The organism is Dactylosporangium sp. NPDC051485 (assembly GCF_040682015.1).
Classification (GTDB): Bacteria; Actinomycetota; Actinomycetes; order Mycobacteriales; family Micromonosporaceae; genus Dactylosporangium.
On the sequence record NZ_JBFAZW010000111.1, the window covers coordinates 1 to 18,719 of the forward strand.

Below are 18,719 nucleotides of genomic sequence, written 5' to 3' on the forward strand. Positions count from 1 at the left end.
CCACCCCCGCCGCCCGCCCCCCCCCCGCCCCCCCCCGCGGCCCCCCCCCCCCCCGCCCCGCCCGCCCCCGCCACCGCGCCCGGCGCGCCCGCCACCGCCGGCGGGTCCGGCTCGGGCAGCGCCGCGGCCAGGCGGTTCACGATCCGCTGCACGTCGGCGGGCAGCAGCGCCCGGGCGCTGGCGCTGGCCTTGGCCTCCACGACGTACGAACCCTTGGTGGTCTTCACCGTGTAGGTGGCGGTGCACTGGGCCGTCGCCGTCCCGCCCGCCGGCATGGTGACGACCGGCGTGCACGTCTTGATCGGCCGGTCCTCGACGGTCATGGCGATCGTGACCTGGGCGTGCACCGGCGCGGACGGGCGCAGGAAGGCGGAGCGGGCCGCGACCCGGCCCGAGACGGTGACCTCGGCCTGGCAGGACGACGGCCCGCACGGGCCGACCTTGATCTGACCCTCGATCGCGGGGCTGACGTCCCCGTCGATCGCCCCGCCGAGCTCCCCGGCCCGGGCCCGCAGCGCATCGCGGAAGTCGGCCAGCCCGCCGCCGGCCAGCGGCACCACGTCGAGCGCCGTGCCGGCGCCGGCCGGGGCGCGCGCGGGCACGTACGCGGGCGCCGCGGCGCCGGGCGAGGTGCGGGCGGGCGTGCGCGCGGGACTGGACGGGGTCGGGTCGGCGCCGGCCGACTCGACCCGCACGATGCGCGGCGGGCCGGCGGTGGCGATCCAGACGGTGATGGCGCCGGTGCGGACCGCTCTGGCCGCGGCGCCGCCGACGGTGGCCGGGTCGCCGAGGTGCGGCAGGTCGCCCGGCGCCGGCAGGCCCTCGTCCTCCGCGGCGGGCGGCAGCAGGTCGGCGGCGAGGACCGGCGGGATCAGCGCGCGGGCGTCGAACCCGAGCGCGTCGAAGTCCACCCTGACCCAGGCGGTCCCGAAGACCGCGGCCGAGCCCGCCGGTCCGGCCGCGTCCCAGAAGCCGGCGTCGCCGCGCGCATACGTGCCGTCGTCGCCGAGGTCGAGCAGGTCGCCGTGGCCGTGGCCGCCGAAGTCCACAGTGGACAGCGTGGTGCCGTCGCGGCCGATGCGGGCGTCGAGGCGCACGGCCCGCCCGTCGCGGGCGGGGACCGTGCCGATGTAGTGCTGGGCGGGGGCGTCGGCCAGCTCACCGGCCGCCGCGACCAGCAGCCCGTAGGCCTCACGGCGGTCCTGGTCGCCGCTCGGGCCCTGCGGCGCCTGCGGCCGCTGCGCCGGGGCGGCGCTGCCGACCAGGTACGCACCGATGCCCAGGGCCACGGCCACGGCGGCGGCCAGCACGGCGCCGAGCAGCACCGGCCGCCGGCGTCGCCGCGGCCAGGACGAGCCGGACCGGGGCGCCCACTGGACGGGCTGCCAGGGGTGCCACTGGGGCGGTGGCGAGGCGGGCGAGGCGGGCAGGGCCGCGGGCCGCGGTCCCTCAGGTGTGTCCGTCATGCCGACCTCCCCGTGTCTCGGCACGGGGTCGATGTTATCGGATGCGTGCACCCCGGCCGGAAACCGTCGCGCGCGCCGGGCCGGCGACGCGCCCGTCTCACAGGTTCTTCACAGTTGCCCGGCGGGTCCTTCACACCGGACAGCGTCGCGCCGCCGGCGATGGCCTGCGCGGGGCGGACCGCGTCCAGATCAATGCCGGCAACGCGGCCTGTCCCGCCGTGCTCGACGTCGTGGCGGTCAGGGAGCCGGAGCGTCCCTGACCGCCGGGCGCGGCTCAGTGCCAGTCGCTGATCTGCACGTCGCGCGGGGCGGGAGCACCCTCGCCGGTCTCGACCAGAGACTTCAGGCTCATCAGGAAGATGGCCCACTTGGTGCTGCAGTGGTACATGAACTCGGCCGGCTCCCGCCAGCCGGCGTGCTGGAACAGCACGATCGTGTAGTCGCCCTCCTGGCGCAGGTCGAAGTCGATCGTCGTGCCGACCCACTCGTCCGGGCCGGCGACGACGCGCCACGACACGCGCTCCCGCGGGCGGGTCTCCTGGACCTCCATGTCGAAGCCGCCGACCGGGAAGCGGAACGCCACGACGCCGCCGGGCGCGGGGTCGCCCTTCGTGTCGTCGGTCCACCAGCCGGCCAGGCCGTCGATGGTCGTCAACGCCTCGTAGACCTTGTCCGGTGCCGGGGTCTTGACCCCGACGCGGTGCAGAATGTCAGCCATTCCCGTGCTCCCTCGTGTCCGATGTACGTTGGATCGCCTCCGCGATCCGCTTGATGCGGCGCAGGCGGGCATCCCACGCCGAGCCGACCGACGACAGCTGGGCGACGGCGCGGGCGAGCTGGGCGTCGTCCACCCGGTAGCGCTTCTCCCGGCCCGCCGGCTGGGCCCGCACCAGGCCGACCCGCTCCAGCACGCCGAGGTGCTTGGCGACGGCCTGGCGGGTGACCGGCAGCTGCTGGCCCAGCGTGGTCGCGGTGCCCTCGCCGTCGACGAGCAGCAGGTCGAGCATCCGGCGCCGGGTCGGGTCGCCGATCGCGGACCAGAGCTCGTCGTCGACCCGCTCGGCCAGCGCCGAGGTCACGGCCGGACCCGCAGCGTCGCCACGTACGGCGCCAGCCGGGGCAGGAAGTGGTCCCAGCCGGTGACGTGGTCGCGGTACTCGTGCTCGATCTTCGCCGCTTCCCAGCCCAGCTCCCGGAAACCCGTCTCGGTCATCCGCACCAGCGTGCCGCCGCCCGATGGGCTCAGGTCGAACGTGACGAGCAGCGAGTTGCCCGGCACCGCCTCCTGCCCCGCGGGATGGATCCAGCGGAAGGAGAAGGTCCGCGGCGGCGCCACCTCGACGACCGCGAACGACGCCACGTGGCCGCCCTGCGCGGGATCACCGAACGAGATCACCCCCGTCGACCCGGGCGTCGCTTCGTAGTCCGCCTCGTCCGGCCACCACTGCTTGATGTGGTCCGGGCTGCTCACCACCTCGAAGACGATCTCCGGCGACGCCTCGACATAGATCTCGCGCTCGATGGTCCCCAGCTCCATGCGATCCTCCTGCAACCTTTGGTTGCTCATCACGCTACTGCGCAACCCGGGATCGCGCAACCTTTGGTTGCAGACAGCCGGGCGGGGCCGCCGCCGACGACGAGGTCGTAGAAGGGTTTCGGGGCGGCTCTGGGAGTACGCGCCGATCAGTCGACGGCGCGAGCTTCGGCATTCCGATCACATTTTTGTGACGAGCGCTTCGCGGCATGAGCGTGCACCATCTGACATTGCCGTTACCGTCCGGGGCGGCGATTCCGGGCAGGCTTGGGGATAATCAAGGGATGGGGCAGCTATCATTCTTCAGTCGCACGGAATTGGCTGCCATGCGCGACCGCACCAGGTCTCGGCGCTATTGTCCGGCAACGGAGCAGTTCCGTCGGGAACATGAGCGGCATCGAACGTGGGGCCTTGCTCAACGCCACGCCGAGAAGCTACGCCGCATCCATGGCGGCGTCCCGCCAGTGACCACGGCCGGCGATCAGCGGCCCGACCCGGCCCCCGCCCCGGTTCCGCCGACAACACCGCCCGAACAGGCCGAACACCCCGCCGGCCGGATCGTCGCCGACCACACCGATCCCGCGCCGCCGGACCGGAAGAGCAGCCCCGCAGAGTCCGGGCCCGCCCGCGCGGGCCGTCGCCCACCAACGCCACCGTCACGCCGGCCCGCCAGCTCGGCAACACGTCGAACCATCGGCCACCATCCGCGCTCATCGACAGCGAATCGCAGCCGGTTCTTGCATCCGCCACGCCCGGCCGGCTGTCAATTCCGCCGAAGGCTGCGAAAGGTCGATCACCATTCCAACGCGCCACCGGCGGAGCAATTCAGTGAATACGCGCCCATCGGCTTGTCCGCAAGCCTAGGCGACCAACTCCCCCCATGGAGCAATGCTCGAAACCTGTCGCGAGTCGTCGTTCCGTGCGGACCCGCCGACCACCTCGGGGCGGTCGGCCAGCTCAGCTCGGCCGGGGACGGATCCAGTCGTGATGTTCACGGACGACAGTAAAGCCGGCCGACTTGTACAGCGCCACCGCCGCCGTCAGGCTGGCCGGTGTCACGACGGCGACCGCGCTGGCCCCGCGCTCGGCCAGGGCCGTGCATGCGCCGAGCACGGCGTCGCGCCCGTAGCCGTGGCCGCGATGGTCCACATGGGTGCCGACCGGCTCAAGCAGTCCGCACCGACCCACACCGGCGAACCATCCGGTCGCGGCGGCTGCCGGCGCTCCGCCGGGAGTACGCACGATCGTCTCCACGGCCAGCTCACCGGCCGGTGACTGCTGCATCCTGCGCCAGCCCTCGACGGTGAACACCGAGTTCGCGAAGGCCGATCGTTGCACCAGGACCCGGTCGGCAGCGTCAGCCTCGCCGACCGGCTGGGCCCGGCCGGACACCGGCCGCGGCGCCCACGACAGCACCACCCACGGGTCCGCATCGCGTTCCCACCCCGGTATGGGCAGGCCGTCGCACGCGTCGTCGCCGGGCCTGAGCAGCGTCTCGGCATCGACGGCGAGCGCGTCGAGATCGGTGCCGGGAGCGGCGGTCGCGCGCAGCACCTTATGGTCGAGGAAGCCGACCGCCACGGGCACCTCGCCGTCGGTCCAGAGCAGGACCGTGGCGTTGTCGCGCCACAGATGCCAGCCCACGTCTCCAGGGTGGAGGCCACCGACCGGGGCATCGGCGGGCGTCCACTCGCTCAAGACGCGCAGCGCCGGGCCGGCTTCGGCGGGCGACAGGCAGTGCCGCGCGAGTGAGATCATGCTCGGCACGCTAGAGAGCGTGCCACCCGCGACGCAAAGCCTTTACCGTGCCTGCGGCGCCCGTACCAACCCAGCAATCCGCGGCTACACCGCCGACGCCCTCGCCGAGCCACCCGGACGCAACTCGCTCGTAGGACGCCGCATCCACAGCTCTTGACAATTGCTCCCCCATGGCGTTCCGTAGCGAGCCGATCGCGGCATGGGCGGACGTGACCAGTCAGTCCGTCGACGCGACAGCGTCTTTGATCGCTCGCGCGTCGCTGTCGAGGAGCGACCTCTCGCGTTGCAGCGAGTCGGCCTTGAGGGTCCAGCCGTCTCCTGCGTAGCGAGGGATGACGTGAAGGTGGAAGTGGAAGACCGTCTGGAAGGCGACTTCGCCGTCACAGACGAGGACGTTGATGCCCTCGCAGCGCATGTTCGAGCGTCGCAAGGCTCGTGCCATGTGATGACCGGCCGACCAAACGTGAGCGCTCGTGGCTCCATCGAGGTCTTCGAGGCCCACCGCGTGCTCACGTGGCACGACGAGGAGATGGCCGGGCGTGACGGGGTTCAGGTCCATGAAGGCCACGACGGTCTCGTCCTCGTACACCACACTGGCCTCGGCCTGTCGCGCCACAATGGCGCAGAAGATGCACCCCTGCGCCGCCGATGTCGCGTTCTGTGTCATGCGCGCAATAGTCCCAGTGCGCCCAGACAGGTGCTACTTGGTTTGTTGCCGGAGCCTGACCTCGCTGGCCCTGCTTTCGTCGGTACCCCGGAAGAAACTCGCCGCTCATGAGGCGAAACATGACAGCGACGAACCGCATGTTCAAGCCTGCCCGATCGCACCGAGCCGCGCACTCACATCGATAATGCCAAGTAGGCTGCCAGGGCCCAGGGCGTCGTCACGCTACGCAACAAGTGCAGATCGCGGCACGCGCGGAAACGTGATCAAGCCTCGGCCGACCGTCGCCACCCATTCGTACCCGGCGAGCGGGATGGCAGTGGTGCCACCGGGCGCACCGCGGTGAACTGGGTGTGCTCATATCGGGTGGCGGCTAGCAGCAGCAGCCATTCGTCACAGCCCTGCCACGGGTACAGGTCGGCGGCGCCACCGCGTACCACCCTGGGCCCCTCGCCAGTGCGTGGGCGCCCATCCGCCGGAGCGCCTGTGAAGCCGGGAATCCACACGTCGGCGCAGATCTCGTTCGCCGAGCCCATCCCGGCGAGCCCGAACGCGTTCTCGGCGGAGGCTGTCCGCTCCTCGTCGCCGAAGTCGTCGAGGAGCTGATCCTCGCCGGGCTTGCCGTCGCCGCGGAACGTCAGCGTGGTGGTGCCGGCCCGGGCCGCGTACTCCCATTCGGCCTCCCTGGGCAGCCGGAACGGCAGCGCCTCAAGCAGGTCGTCCAGGTCCTCGTCAAGCCGAGCCGTGCCGGAGTCCGCGTCGGCGTAGTCGTCCCCATACTCGGGCAGCCAGTGCCGCACCTGTGCGACCGTCAACGGGTGCCGGGCGATCAGGAACGGCTCGATCCGCACCTCGCGTACCGGCTGGGCGTCCCCAGCGCTGGCGAAGAACGGCTCGAGCGTGTCCTCGACTCCTCCGCTGCGCTCGATGGCGCGCACCGCTTCCAGTTCCGCCTCGGACAGGCCCATGCGGAACGTCCCGCCCGGCACCGCACGGAACACCACCCCCGACGCGATGTGCCGCCAAGCCGGCAGACCGGCCACGACCTCCTCGGTCCACATGGCGCTGAACGCTAGCAGCCCCGACGACGGCTCTGAGCCGCCTCCCCACGACCGGCGGCAGAAGCCCACATACCGAGCGTCGATCGACCGGCACTTGCACTTCGTACATCGCGGCATGTGCGGATATGGGTGGGCGATCTTGCCGGTAGTGTGCTGGCTGTGTCGAGCCGTTTGTGGATCACCATCAACGCCAGGGTGCGTCCCCTGGACCGTGGTGCCGTGTATGAGGACCCGTTGCAGGCCGCGCTCGACGTGCGGGCGCCGGGCAGCCGCATCACCGGTGGTGGCACGCTATTGACGGCCGACCGGGAGCCCGCGTGTTGCGACATTGATCTGGACATCGAGGGCGACGCGACTGCGGTGCTCGACCTGGTGACGGTCACGCTGGAAGCGGCTGGCGCGCCGAAGGGGTCGACCGTTCGGTTCGACGAGCGTGAGCCGATGCCGTTCGGCGTGACCGAAGGGCTGGCGGTGTATCTCAACGGCACCGACCTGCCGGACGAGGTGTACGAGACCAACGACGTCAACGACCTCGTGGCCGCGGTGATCGACAGTCTCGGCGCGGACGGCAGCATGCAGTCGCATTGGCAAGGCCCACAAGAGACCGCGCTGTACCTTTACGGGTCGTCGGCCGCGCTCATGCACGAACGCATCGCCGAAGTGCTGGCCCGCTTCCCGCTGGCGCAGCGCTGCCGGGTCGTCCCGCTCCCAGTGACCCTGCCCTCGCGGAACTGACGCACCATGTAGCCTTTCGGCTCACGCTGGGCTACGTTGTCGACGCACTGCGCCACCCGCATCGCCGCGTCGCGCACGGTCGGCGGCAGATCCGCGCGCGTGATCTTGCCCGCTGGCGAGATCGGCCGCGAGCCTTAGGATTCACCGCTATGGTCCGCACTACACCCCCGCGTCCTGTGGACATCGCCGAACTCTTCCCCGAACTGCGGGAACACTCCACCACCGCCACCCGCCTGCATCCCCGGCCCGGCGCTCCGACCGCTGCAGACAGTTCGGTCGGCGGGCCGCTGCTATGGCCGGCCGACGATGCGTGGCCGATCTGCGACGACGCCGGGGCGCACGAGCCATACAACCTGACCACCCCGGCCGCCATGCACCGCAGGCGGGAGATTCTCGCGACCGCGAACGCCCGGGAGCCGCTGCCAGGCGGGGACTTTCTGACCGCGCAGGAGCGGGCCGAACTCGACGCGGCCGAGGCCCTGAACCTGGACGACCTGATCGAGGATCCGATCCCGCTGGTCCCGCTCGCGCAGCTGTACCGCCGGGACATCCCGGACTACGCCGGTCCGGACGGCACCGACGTACTCCAGGTGCTGTGGTGCCCGGTGGACCACTCGGACCGGCACTACAGCCCCCGCGTCTTTCTCTACTGGCGCGACAGTTCCGCCGTCGGCCCGGTGCTCGAAGCACCTCCCGAGCCGACGGTGATCAGCGACATGTACCTGCCGATCCCGTGCGTGGTGCACCCCGAGCAGGTTCGCGAATACCAGTACGCCGACCTGCTCCCCGATGACCTGCGCGATCGGCTCGACGAGTGGGGAGCAGAGGAGGACGAAGATAGCCGTCCCGATTACCAGGCCGACCTGTCACTGGCACCGGGATGGAAGGTCGGCGGGTACGCGAACTGGTCGCTGACCGACCCGTACCCGATGGATTGTGCTGTCTGCGGCGCCCCGATGACCTTGGCCTTCACCGCGGCCTCGGCCGACTGGAACGGCAGGCACTGCAGCTGGCGCCCGTCCGACGAAGACCCGGCCGCATCCCCGGACACCGTCGGCGTGCAAATAGGGCGTGGATACGCGCTGTACACCTTCCGCTGCCCCGAATCCTTCGACCACCCGCCGGCCACCGCCATGCAGTGACGCATTCCCCGCCATGGCTTGCCGGCCTCCGAGTGCACTCACATCGGCCACGAGGGAGGGCGGCCGGACCGATCGACGTCACAGTGAGTGACGAGCGAAATGCGGCTACTTCCGTGCATCGGATCAAGCCAGGGATGAACGAGGCCGGATGGGCACGAAACACTGCCCTGCGAAAGCGTGCCACCTCCGCCTACCTCGGTGCCTCACGCTCGAAGCTCTGCACCGCGACGATGACGGTGGGTGACACGATGGTGCAATGCTCTGGCCGGTGCTGCTCGACACCCATCCCCGGGAGCCATGGTGGTCACAGGGCGAGCGGGTCACGACCCGGCTGAGATGGCTCGACAACCCAGAGCTGCCCGACGATCTGGTATTGCGCCAAGTCGTCGTGCGGGCCACCACGTTGCTCGACGTCGACGGCCGGCCTTGGGCACAGCTCATCGAGGCCGGCGACCTGCGCGCGGTCCGGGAAGCCGATCACCTGGGCGGCGACATCGCACTCGACGGATGCCTGGGCCTCGACGCGTACCTGCACCTCATCGGCGAGTTGCCCATCACGGTGGGCACCGTCCGGCGGATCCGGGTCGTGCTCGACCGGCATGACCGGGGCATTGACGGGTGGATCCGCCGCCCCGACGACGTGCGCCTGACAGACGTGCCCGATACCCGCCCCGAACGCCTGCGCGGCGACCCCTCCGTCGTCGAGCCGCTGCCCGATGAGCGACCTGAACTCGGCACCATGCAGTTCCTCAGCCCCGAGCGGTACTTCCAAACGTTCCGCGACCGCCTGCCCGCACAGCAGTGGCAGGCACGCGGCTTCCTCGTCGACCTCGACGTCACCGACCCGTCTTGAGCGCCACACATCGGCAACAGCGTGCGCCCGGAGATGCTTGCGGTGACGATGCGTACCGCGCTTCGCGGCTATGACCGTGCACCATCTGACATTGTCGTTACCGTCCGGGGCGGTGATTCCGGGCGGGCTCGGGGATAATCAATGACGTGGGGCAGCTGTCATTCTTCAGTCGGACGGAATTGGCTGCCATGCGCGACCGCACCAGGTCTCGGCGCTATTGCCCGGCAACCGAGCAGTTCCGTCGGGAACATGAGCGGCATCGAACGTGGGGCCTTGCTCAACGCCACGCCCAGAAGCTACGCCGCATCCATGATGGCGTCCCGCCGGTGACCACGGCCGACGATCAGCGGCCCGACCCGGCCCCCGCCCCGGTCCCGCCGACACCACCGCCCGAACAGGCCGAACACCCCGCCGACCGGGTCGTCGCCGACCACACCGACCCCGCACCGCCGGACCGGGAGAGCGACACCGCAGCGTCCGGGCGCGCCCGCGCGGGCCGTCGCGCACCAACTCCACCGCCGCCGTCACGCCGGCCCGCCGGTGCGGCAACGCGTCGAACAACCGGCCGCCACCCGCGCTCACCGGCAGCGTATCGCAGCCGGTTCTTGCATCCGCCACGCCCGGCCGGCTGCCAATTCCGCCGAAGCCTGCGAAAGGTCGAGCACCATCCCAACGCGCCACCGGCGGAGCAATTCATTGAATACGCACTCATCTAGCTGATGAGTGCGGTGACCTTGGGCGCGGGTTTCGGTCCTCGCGGATGATCAGGTCGGCTCCCGGCCTCGGCGGAAGACGATTAAGGTGCAGACTCCGGCCTGAGTAGGGTCGTTGCATGGACCCCTGGATTGCGCAGGGGTGCAACGCGCGGGGGTTCGCATCCCCCTTGAGCCCAAGCTTCGTGTCACGACTTTTCGGACTCTTCTGCTGATAGTTCTTAGGTCCGTCGCTTTCGGGCTTACGCGGCACTGCCTGGTCCGTGCGGCGTTGCCGGGGATCAGACGCGGAACCGGCTCATCGCCGCGGTCAGCTCATCCGACATGCGGTTCAGCGCGGCCGAGGTGGCCCGGGCGCTGCCGACCGCCGCGTTGGTCGAGCCGGCCGCCTCGGCGACGCCGTCGATGTGCTGCGCGATCTGGTCGCTGCCGCTCGCCGCGACCGAGACGCTGCGGCTCATCTCGGCCGTGGTCGCGGTCTGCTCCTCGACGGCCGAGGCGATCGTGGTCTGGAAGTCGCTGATCCGGTCGATGATCCGCGAGATCCGGTCGATCGCGGCCACCGCGGCCGCGGTCCGGTCCGGTCCTGGATCGTGGTGATCCGCCCGGCGATGTCCTCGGTGGCCCGCGCGGTCTCCTGGGCCAGCCCCTTGACCTCGCTGGCCACCACCGCGAAGCCCTTGCCCGCCTCGCCGGCCCGGGCCGCCTCGATCGTCGCGTTGAGCGCGAGCAGGTTCGTCTGCTCGGCGATCGAGGTGATCACCTTGACGATGTTGCCGATCTCCGCCGACGACGTGCCGAGCTCGCCGATCACGGTCGTGGTGTCCCGCGCCTCGGACACGGCCTCGCCCGCGACGGTCGCCGCCTCGGCCGCGTTGCTGGAGATCTCCCGGATCGAGGCGCCCATCTCCTCGGCCCCGGCGGCGAGGGTGGCCACGTTGACCGACACGTCCCGGGCCGCCTGGCGCACCGCCTCGGCCCGCTGCGAGGTACGCGCGGCCCCCTCCGACAGCTGGTCCCCGGCCGCGGCCATCTCCCGGGCCGACCCGCGCAGCGCGTCGGCGTTGCCGGTGATCTCGCGCACCGTCTGCCGGATGCTGTCGGTGGCCCGGCCCAGCGCCGCCGCCATCTGCCCGACCTCGTCGCGCCCCGCCACGTCCGCGTCGCGGGTCAGGTCGCCGTCGCCGACCGCGGTGATCACCCCGGTCACCCGCCGCAGCGGCCGCGTGACGGCCCGGGTGACCACCCAGGCGACGAGCAGCCCGAGCACGATCCCGATCGCGCCCCCGGAGATGATCCACCGGTCCGCGCTCGCGCGGACGCTGTGCACGTGCTGCGCATCCGCCGCCGCGGCCGCCGACTGCGCCTTGGTCAGCGCGTCGAACCGCTTGTCCATGTCGGTGGTGAGCTGATCGGCCGTGTTGTACGCGTCCCAGAACGCCGCCAGGTCGTTCCTGTCGGCCGAGGGCAGCAGCTTCTGGTCGCGGATCTGGAGGTACGACGCCCAGTCCTGCTGCAGCCCGGCGAAGTCCGCCGAGTCCGTCGTCTGCGCCTGGAACTCCTGGAAGGTCGCGGCGATGCTCGCGTCGAGCGCGCCCATGGAGGCCTTGTTCTTCGGCCGCCACTGGGTGTCGGACAGGAAGTAGTTCAGCACGAAGTTGCGGTCGGTGAGGATGTCGGACCGCAGCCGCGCCAGCGTCTGCGTGGGCATGACCCCGTGGTGGTAGACCGACTCCGCCCCGTCGGCCAGCCGCCCGGAGCTGGTCAGGCTCACCAGGAGCATCACCGCCGAGGCGACGACCACGACCAGCACCGAGGTGAATACCTTGACGCCGACCGGCACGTCCCGCAGCCGTCCCGCCAGCCCACCAGTCGCCATCCGAGGACCCCCTTGGCCGGTCCTATCGGTGCCGGACGTCCCCGGTTGAGGCGATGGCGAGGTCTCAGCGCTCCTGGCCCCGCTCGGACGACTCGCCCTGTCCCGCGTCCGCGGCCGACGACTCCGGCTCCGCGCCCTCGGGTGACGGCTGCGCCGGCGGGGAGGCCGGGACCGCCGGGAAGTGTGCCGAGGGGTCGGGGCAGATCATGTACGGCCACGGCGCCCCCTGGAAGCCCGCGTGCGCTCCCGCCGGGTACGCGACGGGGACGCCCGCGTAGGGCACCATCGGCGGGCCCGCGGGCAGGGACGCGCGCGGCACGAAGTACTGGTGCGCGGGCGGCAGCGCCAGCAGCAGCACCGTCGCGAGCAACAGCCCGAAGACGAGCAGCGCGCCCAGCCCACCGCTGATGGCCGCCACGTCACCGAAGGTGTCCGACCGGCCGTACACCTCCTCGCTGAAGGACCGCCCGCCGTCCACCGGCGCCGGCTCGCCGATGATGTCCCCGTCACCCAGCGCGATCGCGATCAGCCCGAAGGGAAAAAACCCGCCGCACAGCTGCGTCAGCCCGAGCAGCAGGATCCCGCCCCCGCCCACGAACACGAGGATCCGCCCGACGTTCGACCCGCGGCGCACCGGCCAGAGCGTGGCCGCGAACCAGATCGCCGCCAGCAGCAGGGGCACCCCGACCACCAGCACCCCGGTGACGTTGCCGCTGCGCGCCGACGCCACCTCGTCCGGGTCGGTGCCCGGCATCCGCGCCGCCGCGGCGGAGATCATGTGGTCGACGTGCACCACGTACGCGATCACCAGCGCGACGCCCCCGAGGAACAGCGCGACGACGGCCAGCTGGAACCACACGGCGACCGTCACTTGCACGGGACGGACCGGACGCACGGGATCGATGGTCATGCCGCCCGAGAATACGGACCGTCACCGATGCGGGCCCGGCCCGTTCGTTCACAAAAGATCGTCCGCGAGGCCCCAACCTTCGGGCACCCACTGCGAACGGCGCCACTGTTGCCACGCGCGGTCATGGCCGCGCTGCGGTTGTCCCTCCTCCGCGACGGCGGGATACCCGCCGCCGCGGAGGATCAACGAGGCGGCTCGATCGACGGCCGGTTGCCCAGGTCGGGGTCAGGCCGTGGTGGACGAGCTCATCGACGCGACCACGATGATGAATACGACGACCGCGACCGGGATGCACAGGCCGATGATGGTCATCGGGCGGGCCAGCAGCGGCTTGCCCGGGTCCATCGGGGTGCCGCTGGAGCCGTCCGGCGCCGGCTGCGGAGCGCCCAGGTTGTTGAGCTTGAGCCGGCGGACCAGGTTGATGAGCACCGTGATCGGCGCGGCGATCACGGAGCCGTAGCTGTACCAGCCCTGCACGAGCGTCTTCGACGTCATGTCGCGGAACGTGGCCAGGCCGCAGTCGCGGCAGAACGGCCCATGCAGGCTGAGGAACCGCATCAGGATGATGATGCCCTGGTGGCCGCGGAAGGTGGTCTTCACCGCCGGCGCACATCCGCAGAACCGGCAGCGCAGCGCGGGCTGCCCGCCCGGCCCGGGGGCGTAGGCGTTCGCCGGCGCGGCATATGGCTGAGTCATGACACCTCATGGGAGTGGGGGTGGGGGTCGGAGCAGCCGCGAGCGTACAAGATCCGGGACCCGCCGTGGGGGCGCGTCACCTAACAGCCGTTGCGTCGATCTTTGCATTGATCGGGTTCGCGGCTGTATCCCATGGGGGAACATTTCGATCGTCGAAATAATCTCCGGAGAGGGTGCGGGCATGCGCGCTCGGATCGTGGCGGTGCTGATCCTGCTGGCGGCGGCCGGCCTGACCGCGCTGGCGTTCATCACGTCGCCGGCCCAGCCGGCCCACCGGCCCACCGACGGGCTGCCGGCCGGCCGGCAGTCGACCCGGGTCGTCGAGCTGCAGGACCGCTTCGCCGGCGGCCGCGAGCAGACCGCCCTCGTCGTCTACGAGCGGGCCGGCGGCGCGCTCACCGACGCCGACCGGGCCGCGATCGAGACAGCCCGCCGCGCCCTGGCCGGGATCGCGACCGGCGGCCTGGTGCCGCCCGCGGTCCCCTCCGGCGACGGGCGGGCCGCCCTGGTGCCGGTGCCGCTGCCCGGCGCCGCCCGGGACGACGCGGCGGCGGCGGTCGAGCGGGTCCGGGCCGCGGTCGGCGGGCCCGCGGCGGCCCGGCCCGACGGGCTGACCGTGCAGGTCACCGGCGGCCCGGCGTTCGCCCGGGACATCTCGGCCGCGTTCGACGGCGCCGACGTCACCCTCCTGGTCGCCACGGCGATCGTGGTCGCGGTGCTGCTGCTGGTGACGTACCGCAGCCCGCTGCTGTGGCTCGTCCCGCTGGCCGTGATCGGCGCGGCCGACCAGGTGGTGGCCCAGCTGCTGCCCTGGGTGGCGCGCATCGCCGGGCAGCCGACCGAGGGCGAGGTGAGCGGCATCGTCTCCGTGCTCGTCTTCGGCGCCGGGACGGACTACGCGCTGCTGCTCATCGCGCGGTACCGCGAGGAACTGCGCCGCAGCGACGACCGCCTCGCGGCCCTGCTCACCGCGGTCCGCGCGGCCGCGCCGGCGATCGCCGGCAGCGCCACCACCGTGGTCCTGGCCCTGCTCACGCTGCTCGCCGCGGTGCTCACCACCAACCGCACGCTCGGCGCCGCGGCCGCCCTCGGCGTCGTCGTCGCGCTCGTCTTCGGGCTGCTCGTGCTGCCCGCCGCCCTGGCCCTGCTGCCGCGCGGGGTGTTCTGGCCCTTCGTGCCGCACGCGGGCTCCGCCGACCCGGCCGGCACCGGCCCGTGGGCCCGCCTGGCCGAGGGCGTGCGCCGCCGCCCGCGCGGGGTCCTGGTGGCCTCGCTCGTGCTGCTGGCCGGGCTGGCCGCGGGCCTGGCCGGCACGAGCGTCGGCCTGGCCCAGACCGACCAGTTCCGCACCGAGGTCGAGTCGGCCACCGGCGCGCAGACCCTGGCCCGGCACTTCCCGGCCGGCGCGGCCGAGCCCGTCCGGGTGATCGTGCGCTCCGCCGCCGCCGACCCGGCCGTCGCGGCCGCCCGCGGGGTCGGCGGCGTAGCCCGGGTCGAGCAGCCGCAGCGCTCCGACGACGGCACCCTCACCGCCTTCGACGTGGACCTGACCGCCGGCTCCGGCACCCCCGCCGCCGACCGGACCGTGCGCGACCTGCGGGCCGCCCTGGCCGCCGTCGCGGGCGCGGAGCCCCTCGTCGGCGGCGCACCCGCGCAGGACCTCGACGAGCGCGACGCCAACCTTCGCGATGATCTGGTGGTGGTACCGCTGGTGCTCGCCGTCGTGCTCGTCGTCCTCATCGCGGTGCTGCGCTCGCTGGTGGCCCCGCTGCTGCTGCTCGCCACCGTCGTGGTGAGCTTCGCCGCCGCCCTCGGCGCGGCGAGCCTGGTCCTGCGCCACGGGCTGGGCATCCCGGCGCTCGGCACCGCGGTACCGCTGCTGGCCTTCCTGTTCCTCGTCGCCCTCGGCGTCGACTACAACATCTTCCTGGCCACCCGGGCCCGCGAGGAGGCCGCGCGGGTGGGCACCCGGGACGGCACCACCCGGGCGCTCGCGACCACCGGCGGGGTCATCACCTCGGCCGGCATCCTGCTCGCGGCGGTCTTCGCGGTGCTGGGCGTCCTGCCGGTGATCGTGCTGACCCAGATCGGCGTCATCGTCGGCATCGGCGTGGTCGTCGACACGCTGCTCGTGCGCACCCTGGTCGTCCCGGCGCTGGCCCTACTGCTCGGCGAGCGCTTCTGGTGGCCGGCGCGGGTCGCCGGCGACCAGCGACCAGACCTCGGTGTCGTGGCGGACGCCGCGGAAGGGGTACGACTCCCGTAGCACCCCGTCGAGGCGCATGCCGAGCCGGCGGGCCACGGCGGAGCTGGCGGTGTTGTCCGGCCGGCACCGCCACTCGACGCGGTGCAGCCCGCGGGTCTGCAGGGCCCAGTCGACGAGCAGCCGGGCCGCCCGGGTGATCAGCCCGCGGCCCTGCCCGGCCGGCTCCAGCCACACGCCGAGCTCGGCGACGCCGGCCTTGGCGTCGAAGGCGACGAACATGCACCCGCCGACGAGGGTCCCGTCCAGCCAGATGCCGTAGAGCCGGCCGGCGTCGCGGGCCTGCAGGTCGGCGTAGCGCTGCAGCGTCGCCCGGGCCGACTCCAGGTCGGTGCTGACCGACGCCCACGGTATCCACGGGTCGACGGTGGCCCGGGCCCGGTCCATGTGGGCGATGAACTCCTCGGCCTGCCACGGCTCCAGCGCTCGCAGCTCGGCCCCGTCACCCAGTTCGGCGCTGAACATGGTCGCCACGGTACCGCCTGAACCGTCACGCCCGAATGAGCAGGCCCCGGCCCCAGGCCTCACCCACGGCCGGACCAGCAGCGCCACCGCGGCGACCAGCAGTCCCGCTTGGCCGCCTCCCCGCCCGGGCACTCCCCCGTGGGTGGCGACCGCCGCCGCCACCCCGGAGTGACGCGCTCAGAGCAGGTCGAACTCCTCCCAAGCGCCGATCGCGGTGCGGTTGGCGATGAGCGGGGACGCGCCCGCGTTGTCGGCGCAGACGTACTTGCCGTTGGCCAGCGCCCGCAGGGAGATGCTGCCGTCGGGGTTGCGGATCAGGTCGAACGTCTCCCAGGAGCCGGCGGCGGCGCGGTTGGCGATGAGCGGGGACGCGCCCGCGTTGTCGGCGCTGACGATGCTGCCGTTGGCGTGCGCGCGCAGGGCGATGCGCCCGCTGCCGAGGTCGATGCGGTCGTACTGCTCCCAGGGCCCCACCGCCGTGCGGTTGGCGACGAGCGGGGACGCGCCGGCGTTCTCGGCGGTGACCAGCTTGCCGTTGGCGTGGGCCCGCAGGCTGACCACGGTGGCCGGGGGCGGGGTGGACGTGCCGAACAGGGAAAGATCGACGGCGTCGGCAATGGCCTGGAGCCCGGCCTCGCTCGGGTGCAAATGGTCGCCGGAGTCGTACGCGGGCAGGAACCACGTCGGCCGGGCCGGGTCGTGCGTGGCGGTGTCCTGGTCCACGACGCCGTCGCAGCCGCTGCCGGCCGAGCGCACGAACGTGTTGAACGCCAGCCGCCCGTTCTCCCCGGCCTGCGTCCAGTATCCGGCCCCTTGGAACGGCGTGAGCGTCGAGCACAGGAACTTGACCCCGGCCGCGTGGGCGCGGGCGATGAGCTGCTTGGTCGCGGTGACGAGCTGGTCGCCGGTGACCGCGCCGCCGCTGTTGCCGAGGTCGTTGATCGGGTCGTCGGCGAAGATGACCCACTTGACCCCGGCCTGGCCGAGCACGTCGCGGTCGAAGCGGTTGGCGGCGCTCGGCCCGGCGCCATCGGCGAGCAGCCGGTTGCCGCTGATGCCCTCGTTGAGCACCCCGATGCCGCGCCCGGCCGCCCGCAGCCGCGCGGCCAGGTCGTCGGGCCAGCGCCGGTTGGCGTTCGCGCCCGACCCGACCCCGTCGGTGATCGACGCGCCGAGCGCCACCACCGCCCCCTCGGCCGTGGTGCTCTGCACGTCGAGCCCGGTGAGGAAGAAGTAGTTGGTGCGCGTCTGGGCGCCGCCGAGCGAGGCGTTGCCGGCCACGTCCCCGCCGGCGACGTAGTTCGTCTGGTTGCCGAAGTCGTGGACGGTGGCGTTGCCGGTCGACGCCGGCAGGTAGAAGCTGACCGCCACGTCGGCGCCGGGGTCCACGGTGAAGGTCACGGCGTCGCTGGTGACGCTGCCGCCCACCGGGATCGAGACCTGTCCCGCGCCGGCGAACGTGACCACCCGGTCGGTTGCGGGGTCGATGGAGCTGCCCGAGGTACGCCGGGCGATGTGCACGTCAGCGACGGCAACCGCCTGGCTGCCGAACGTGTTGGAGAGCCGAATCCGCGCCGCCGTGCCACCGATACTGGTGTGCACGACCTGCCGCAGCGTCTGCTGGTTGAACGTGGTGCCGCTGCTCTGCGGCGCCACACCCCAGGTCCCGGTCCACCCGGGCGCGGCCGATGCGCCGCCCGCCTGCCAGACGATGCCACTGAACGCCAGCACGACCGCGATCGCGGCGCCGGCGAGCTTCCGAGAGCTCATGACTTCCATTCCCGATCATTGGGTACGGCCAGAAGCCACGATTCGCCGCAATCGTGTTCGGCCTCAACCATAGCCGTTCCTCGATCGGTCCGCACGAGCCTCGGGCAGGCCGCTGCGACGGCGCCCCACCGCTGTGACCCACCGGCACTACGGTGACACCATGACGGACTGGCTCACCGACACCCGCGTCTCCTACGACGCGGTCGCCACCGCCTACGCCGACACGGTCCGCGACTCCCTGACCGCCGACCCGTACGTGCGCGCCGCGCTCGCCCTGTTCGCCACCCTGACCGGCGGCGACGGCCCGGTGGCCGACATCGGCTGCGGCCCCGGCCACGTGACCGCCCACCTGCGCGCCTCGGGCGTCGACGCCTTCGGCCTGGACCTGTCCCCCGGGATGATCGAGGTGGCCCGCCGTGACCACCCGGGCGTGCGCTTCGAGGTCGGTTCCATGACCCGGCTGGAGCTCGCGGACGCCTCCCTGTCGGGCCTGCTCGCCTGGTGGTCGCTGGTGCACACCCCGGACGAGGCCCTGCCGCAGATCCTGGCCGGGTTCCACCGCGTGCTGCGCCCGGGCGCCCCGCTGGCCGTCGGCTTCCACGGCGGGGAGGGCACCCGGCTGAAGACGGAGGGCTACGGCGGCCACCCGATGCACGTGTACGTCCACCGCCGCACCGCGGCCGAGATGACCGCCCACCTGCGGGAGGCCGGCTTCACCGTCGAGGCCGAACTCAACCTCGACCCGTCCACCCCGACGCCGAGCACCGTGCTCTTCGCCCGCCGCTGAGCATCTCGGCGGCGGGCTCGGGG

General features: G+C 72.4%; 17 protein-coding genes and 1 pseudogene. 5 read left to right on the plus strand and 13 right to left on the minus strand.

Features of this window, described 5'->3' with window-relative positions:
* From AB0M46_RS41740 to AB0M46_RS41770, 7 genes and pseudogenes are all read right to left on the minus strand, one after another.
* A pseudogene (locus AB0M46_RS41740) lies at positions 1-1,466 on the minus strand (hypothetical protein); the annotation flags it as partial.
* A gap of 274 nt (positions 1,467-1,740) precedes the next feature.
* Positions 1,741-2,184 carry an SRPBCC domain-containing protein gene (locus AB0M46_RS41745; RefSeq protein ID WP_363345433.1) on the minus strand — a complete coding sequence of 148 codons (444 nt, stop codon included), beginning with the start codon at positions 2,182-2,184 and terminating at the stop codon, positions 1,741-1,743.
* Positions 2,177-2,545, minus strand: a complete 369-nt coding sequence (locus AB0M46_RS41750; RefSeq protein WP_363345434.1) for a metalloregulator ArsR/SmtB family transcription factor — start codon at positions 2,543-2,545, stop codon at positions 2,177-2,179. Before AB0M46_RS41750 ends, AB0M46_RS41745 begins: the two co-directional genes overlap by 8 nt.
* Positions 2,542-3,003, minus strand: coding sequence for an SRPBCC family protein (locus tag AB0M46_RS41755; RefSeq protein ID WP_363345435.1), 462 nt, complete (start codon positions 3,001-3,003; stop codon positions 2,542-2,544). Before AB0M46_RS41755 ends, AB0M46_RS41750 begins: the two co-directional genes overlap by 4 nt.
* 954 nt (positions 3,004-3,957) lie before the next feature.
* Positions 3,958-4,758: a GNAT family N-acetyltransferase gene (locus tag AB0M46_RS41760; RefSeq protein WP_363345436.1), complete on the minus strand. Its 801-nt coding sequence runs from the start codon at positions 4,756-4,758 to the stop codon at positions 3,958-3,960.
* Between the two features lie 217 nt (positions 4,759-4,975).
* Entirely contained in the window at positions 4,976-5,425 is a 450-nt protein-coding gene (locus tag AB0M46_RS41765; RefSeq protein WP_363345437.1) for an HIT family protein, read from the minus strand.
* A gap of 263 nt (positions 5,426-5,688) precedes the next feature.
* Positions 5,689-6,483, minus strand: coding sequence for an SUMF1/EgtB/PvdO family nonheme iron enzyme (locus tag AB0M46_RS41770; protein WP_363345438.1), 795 nt, complete (start codon positions 6,481-6,483; stop codon positions 5,689-5,691).
* A gap of 129 nt (positions 6,484-6,612) precedes the next feature.
* Between AB0M46_RS41770 and AB0M46_RS41775 the strand changes: the two genes are divergently transcribed.
* From AB0M46_RS41775 to AB0M46_RS41785, 3 genes are all read left to right on the plus strand, one after another.
* Positions 6,613-7,218 carry a hypothetical protein gene (locus AB0M46_RS41775; protein WP_363345439.1) on the plus strand — a complete coding sequence of 202 codons (606 nt, stop codon included), beginning with the start codon at positions 6,613-6,615 and terminating at the stop codon, positions 7,216-7,218.
* 176 nt (positions 7,219-7,394) lie between these two features.
* Positions 7,395-8,360 carry a hypothetical protein gene (locus AB0M46_RS41780; protein ID WP_363345440.1) on the plus strand — a complete coding sequence of 322 codons (966 nt, stop codon included), beginning with the start codon at positions 7,395-7,397 and terminating at the stop codon, positions 8,358-8,360.
* Between the two features lie 256 nt (positions 8,361-8,616).
* Complete coding sequence (locus AB0M46_RS41785; protein ID WP_363345441.1) at positions 8,617-9,213, plus strand: hypothetical protein; 597 nt, start codon at positions 8,617-8,619, stop codon at positions 9,211-9,213.
* Positions 9,214-10,207: 994 nt separating this feature from the next.
* Here AB0M46_RS41785 and AB0M46_RS41790 read toward each other — a convergent pair.
* The 4 genes from AB0M46_RS41790 to AB0M46_RS41805 all read right to left on the minus strand — a co-directional run bounded on the left by AB0M46_RS41790 (position 10,208) and on the right by AB0M46_RS41805 (position 13,411).
* Positions 10,208-10,387, minus strand: a complete 180-nt coding sequence (locus tag AB0M46_RS41790) for a hypothetical protein (protein WP_363345442.1) — start codon at positions 10,385-10,387, stop codon at positions 10,208-10,210.
* Positions 10,384-11,805, minus strand: coding sequence for a methyl-accepting chemotaxis protein (locus AB0M46_RS41795; RefSeq protein ID WP_363345443.1), 1,422 nt, complete (start codon positions 11,803-11,805; stop codon positions 10,384-10,386). The genes AB0M46_RS41790 and AB0M46_RS41795 overlap by 4 nt, the downstream gene beginning before the upstream one ends.
* Positions 11,806-11,869: 64 nt before the next feature.
* Complete coding sequence (locus AB0M46_RS41800) at positions 11,870-12,715, minus strand: hypothetical protein (protein WP_363345444.1); 846 nt, start codon at positions 12,713-12,715, stop codon at positions 11,870-11,872.
* Positions 12,716-12,940: 225 nt separating this feature from the next.
* Positions 12,941-13,411 (minus strand): hypothetical protein, encoded by a 471-nt coding sequence (locus AB0M46_RS41805; protein ID WP_363345445.1) that lies wholly within the window; start codon positions 13,409-13,411, stop codon positions 12,941-12,943.
* A gap of 181 nt (positions 13,412-13,592) precedes the next feature.
* Here AB0M46_RS41805 and AB0M46_RS41810 point away from each other — a divergent pair, with 181 nt between their 5' ends.
* A complete protein-coding gene (locus AB0M46_RS41810; RefSeq protein WP_363345446.1) occupies positions 13,593-15,677 on the plus strand; it encodes an MMPL family transporter in 2,085 nt (694 codons plus the stop codon).
* Here AB0M46_RS41810 and AB0M46_RS41815 read toward each other — a convergent pair.
* Complete coding sequence (locus tag AB0M46_RS41815) at positions 15,573-16,139, minus strand: GNAT family protein (RefSeq protein ID WP_363345447.1); 567 nt, start codon at positions 16,137-16,139, stop codon at positions 15,573-15,575. The two genes, AB0M46_RS41810 and AB0M46_RS41815, sit on opposite strands and share 105 nt — an antisense overlap.
* Positions 16,140-16,316: 177 nt before the next feature.
* Positions 16,317-17,909 carry an SGNH/GDSL hydrolase family protein gene (locus tag AB0M46_RS41820; protein WP_363345448.1) on the minus strand — a complete coding sequence of 531 codons (1,593 nt, stop codon included), beginning with the start codon at positions 17,907-17,909 and terminating at the stop codon, positions 16,317-16,319.
* Positions 17,910-18,069: 160 nt separating this feature from the next.
* On the opposite strand from AB0M46_RS41820, the gene AB0M46_RS41825 reads away from it, so the two are divergent.
* Complete coding sequence (locus tag AB0M46_RS41825) at positions 18,070-18,696, plus strand: class I SAM-dependent methyltransferase (protein WP_363345449.1); 627 nt, start codon at positions 18,070-18,072, stop codon at positions 18,694-18,696.
* The last annotated feature ends 23 nt before the right edge of the window (positions 18,697-18,719 follow it).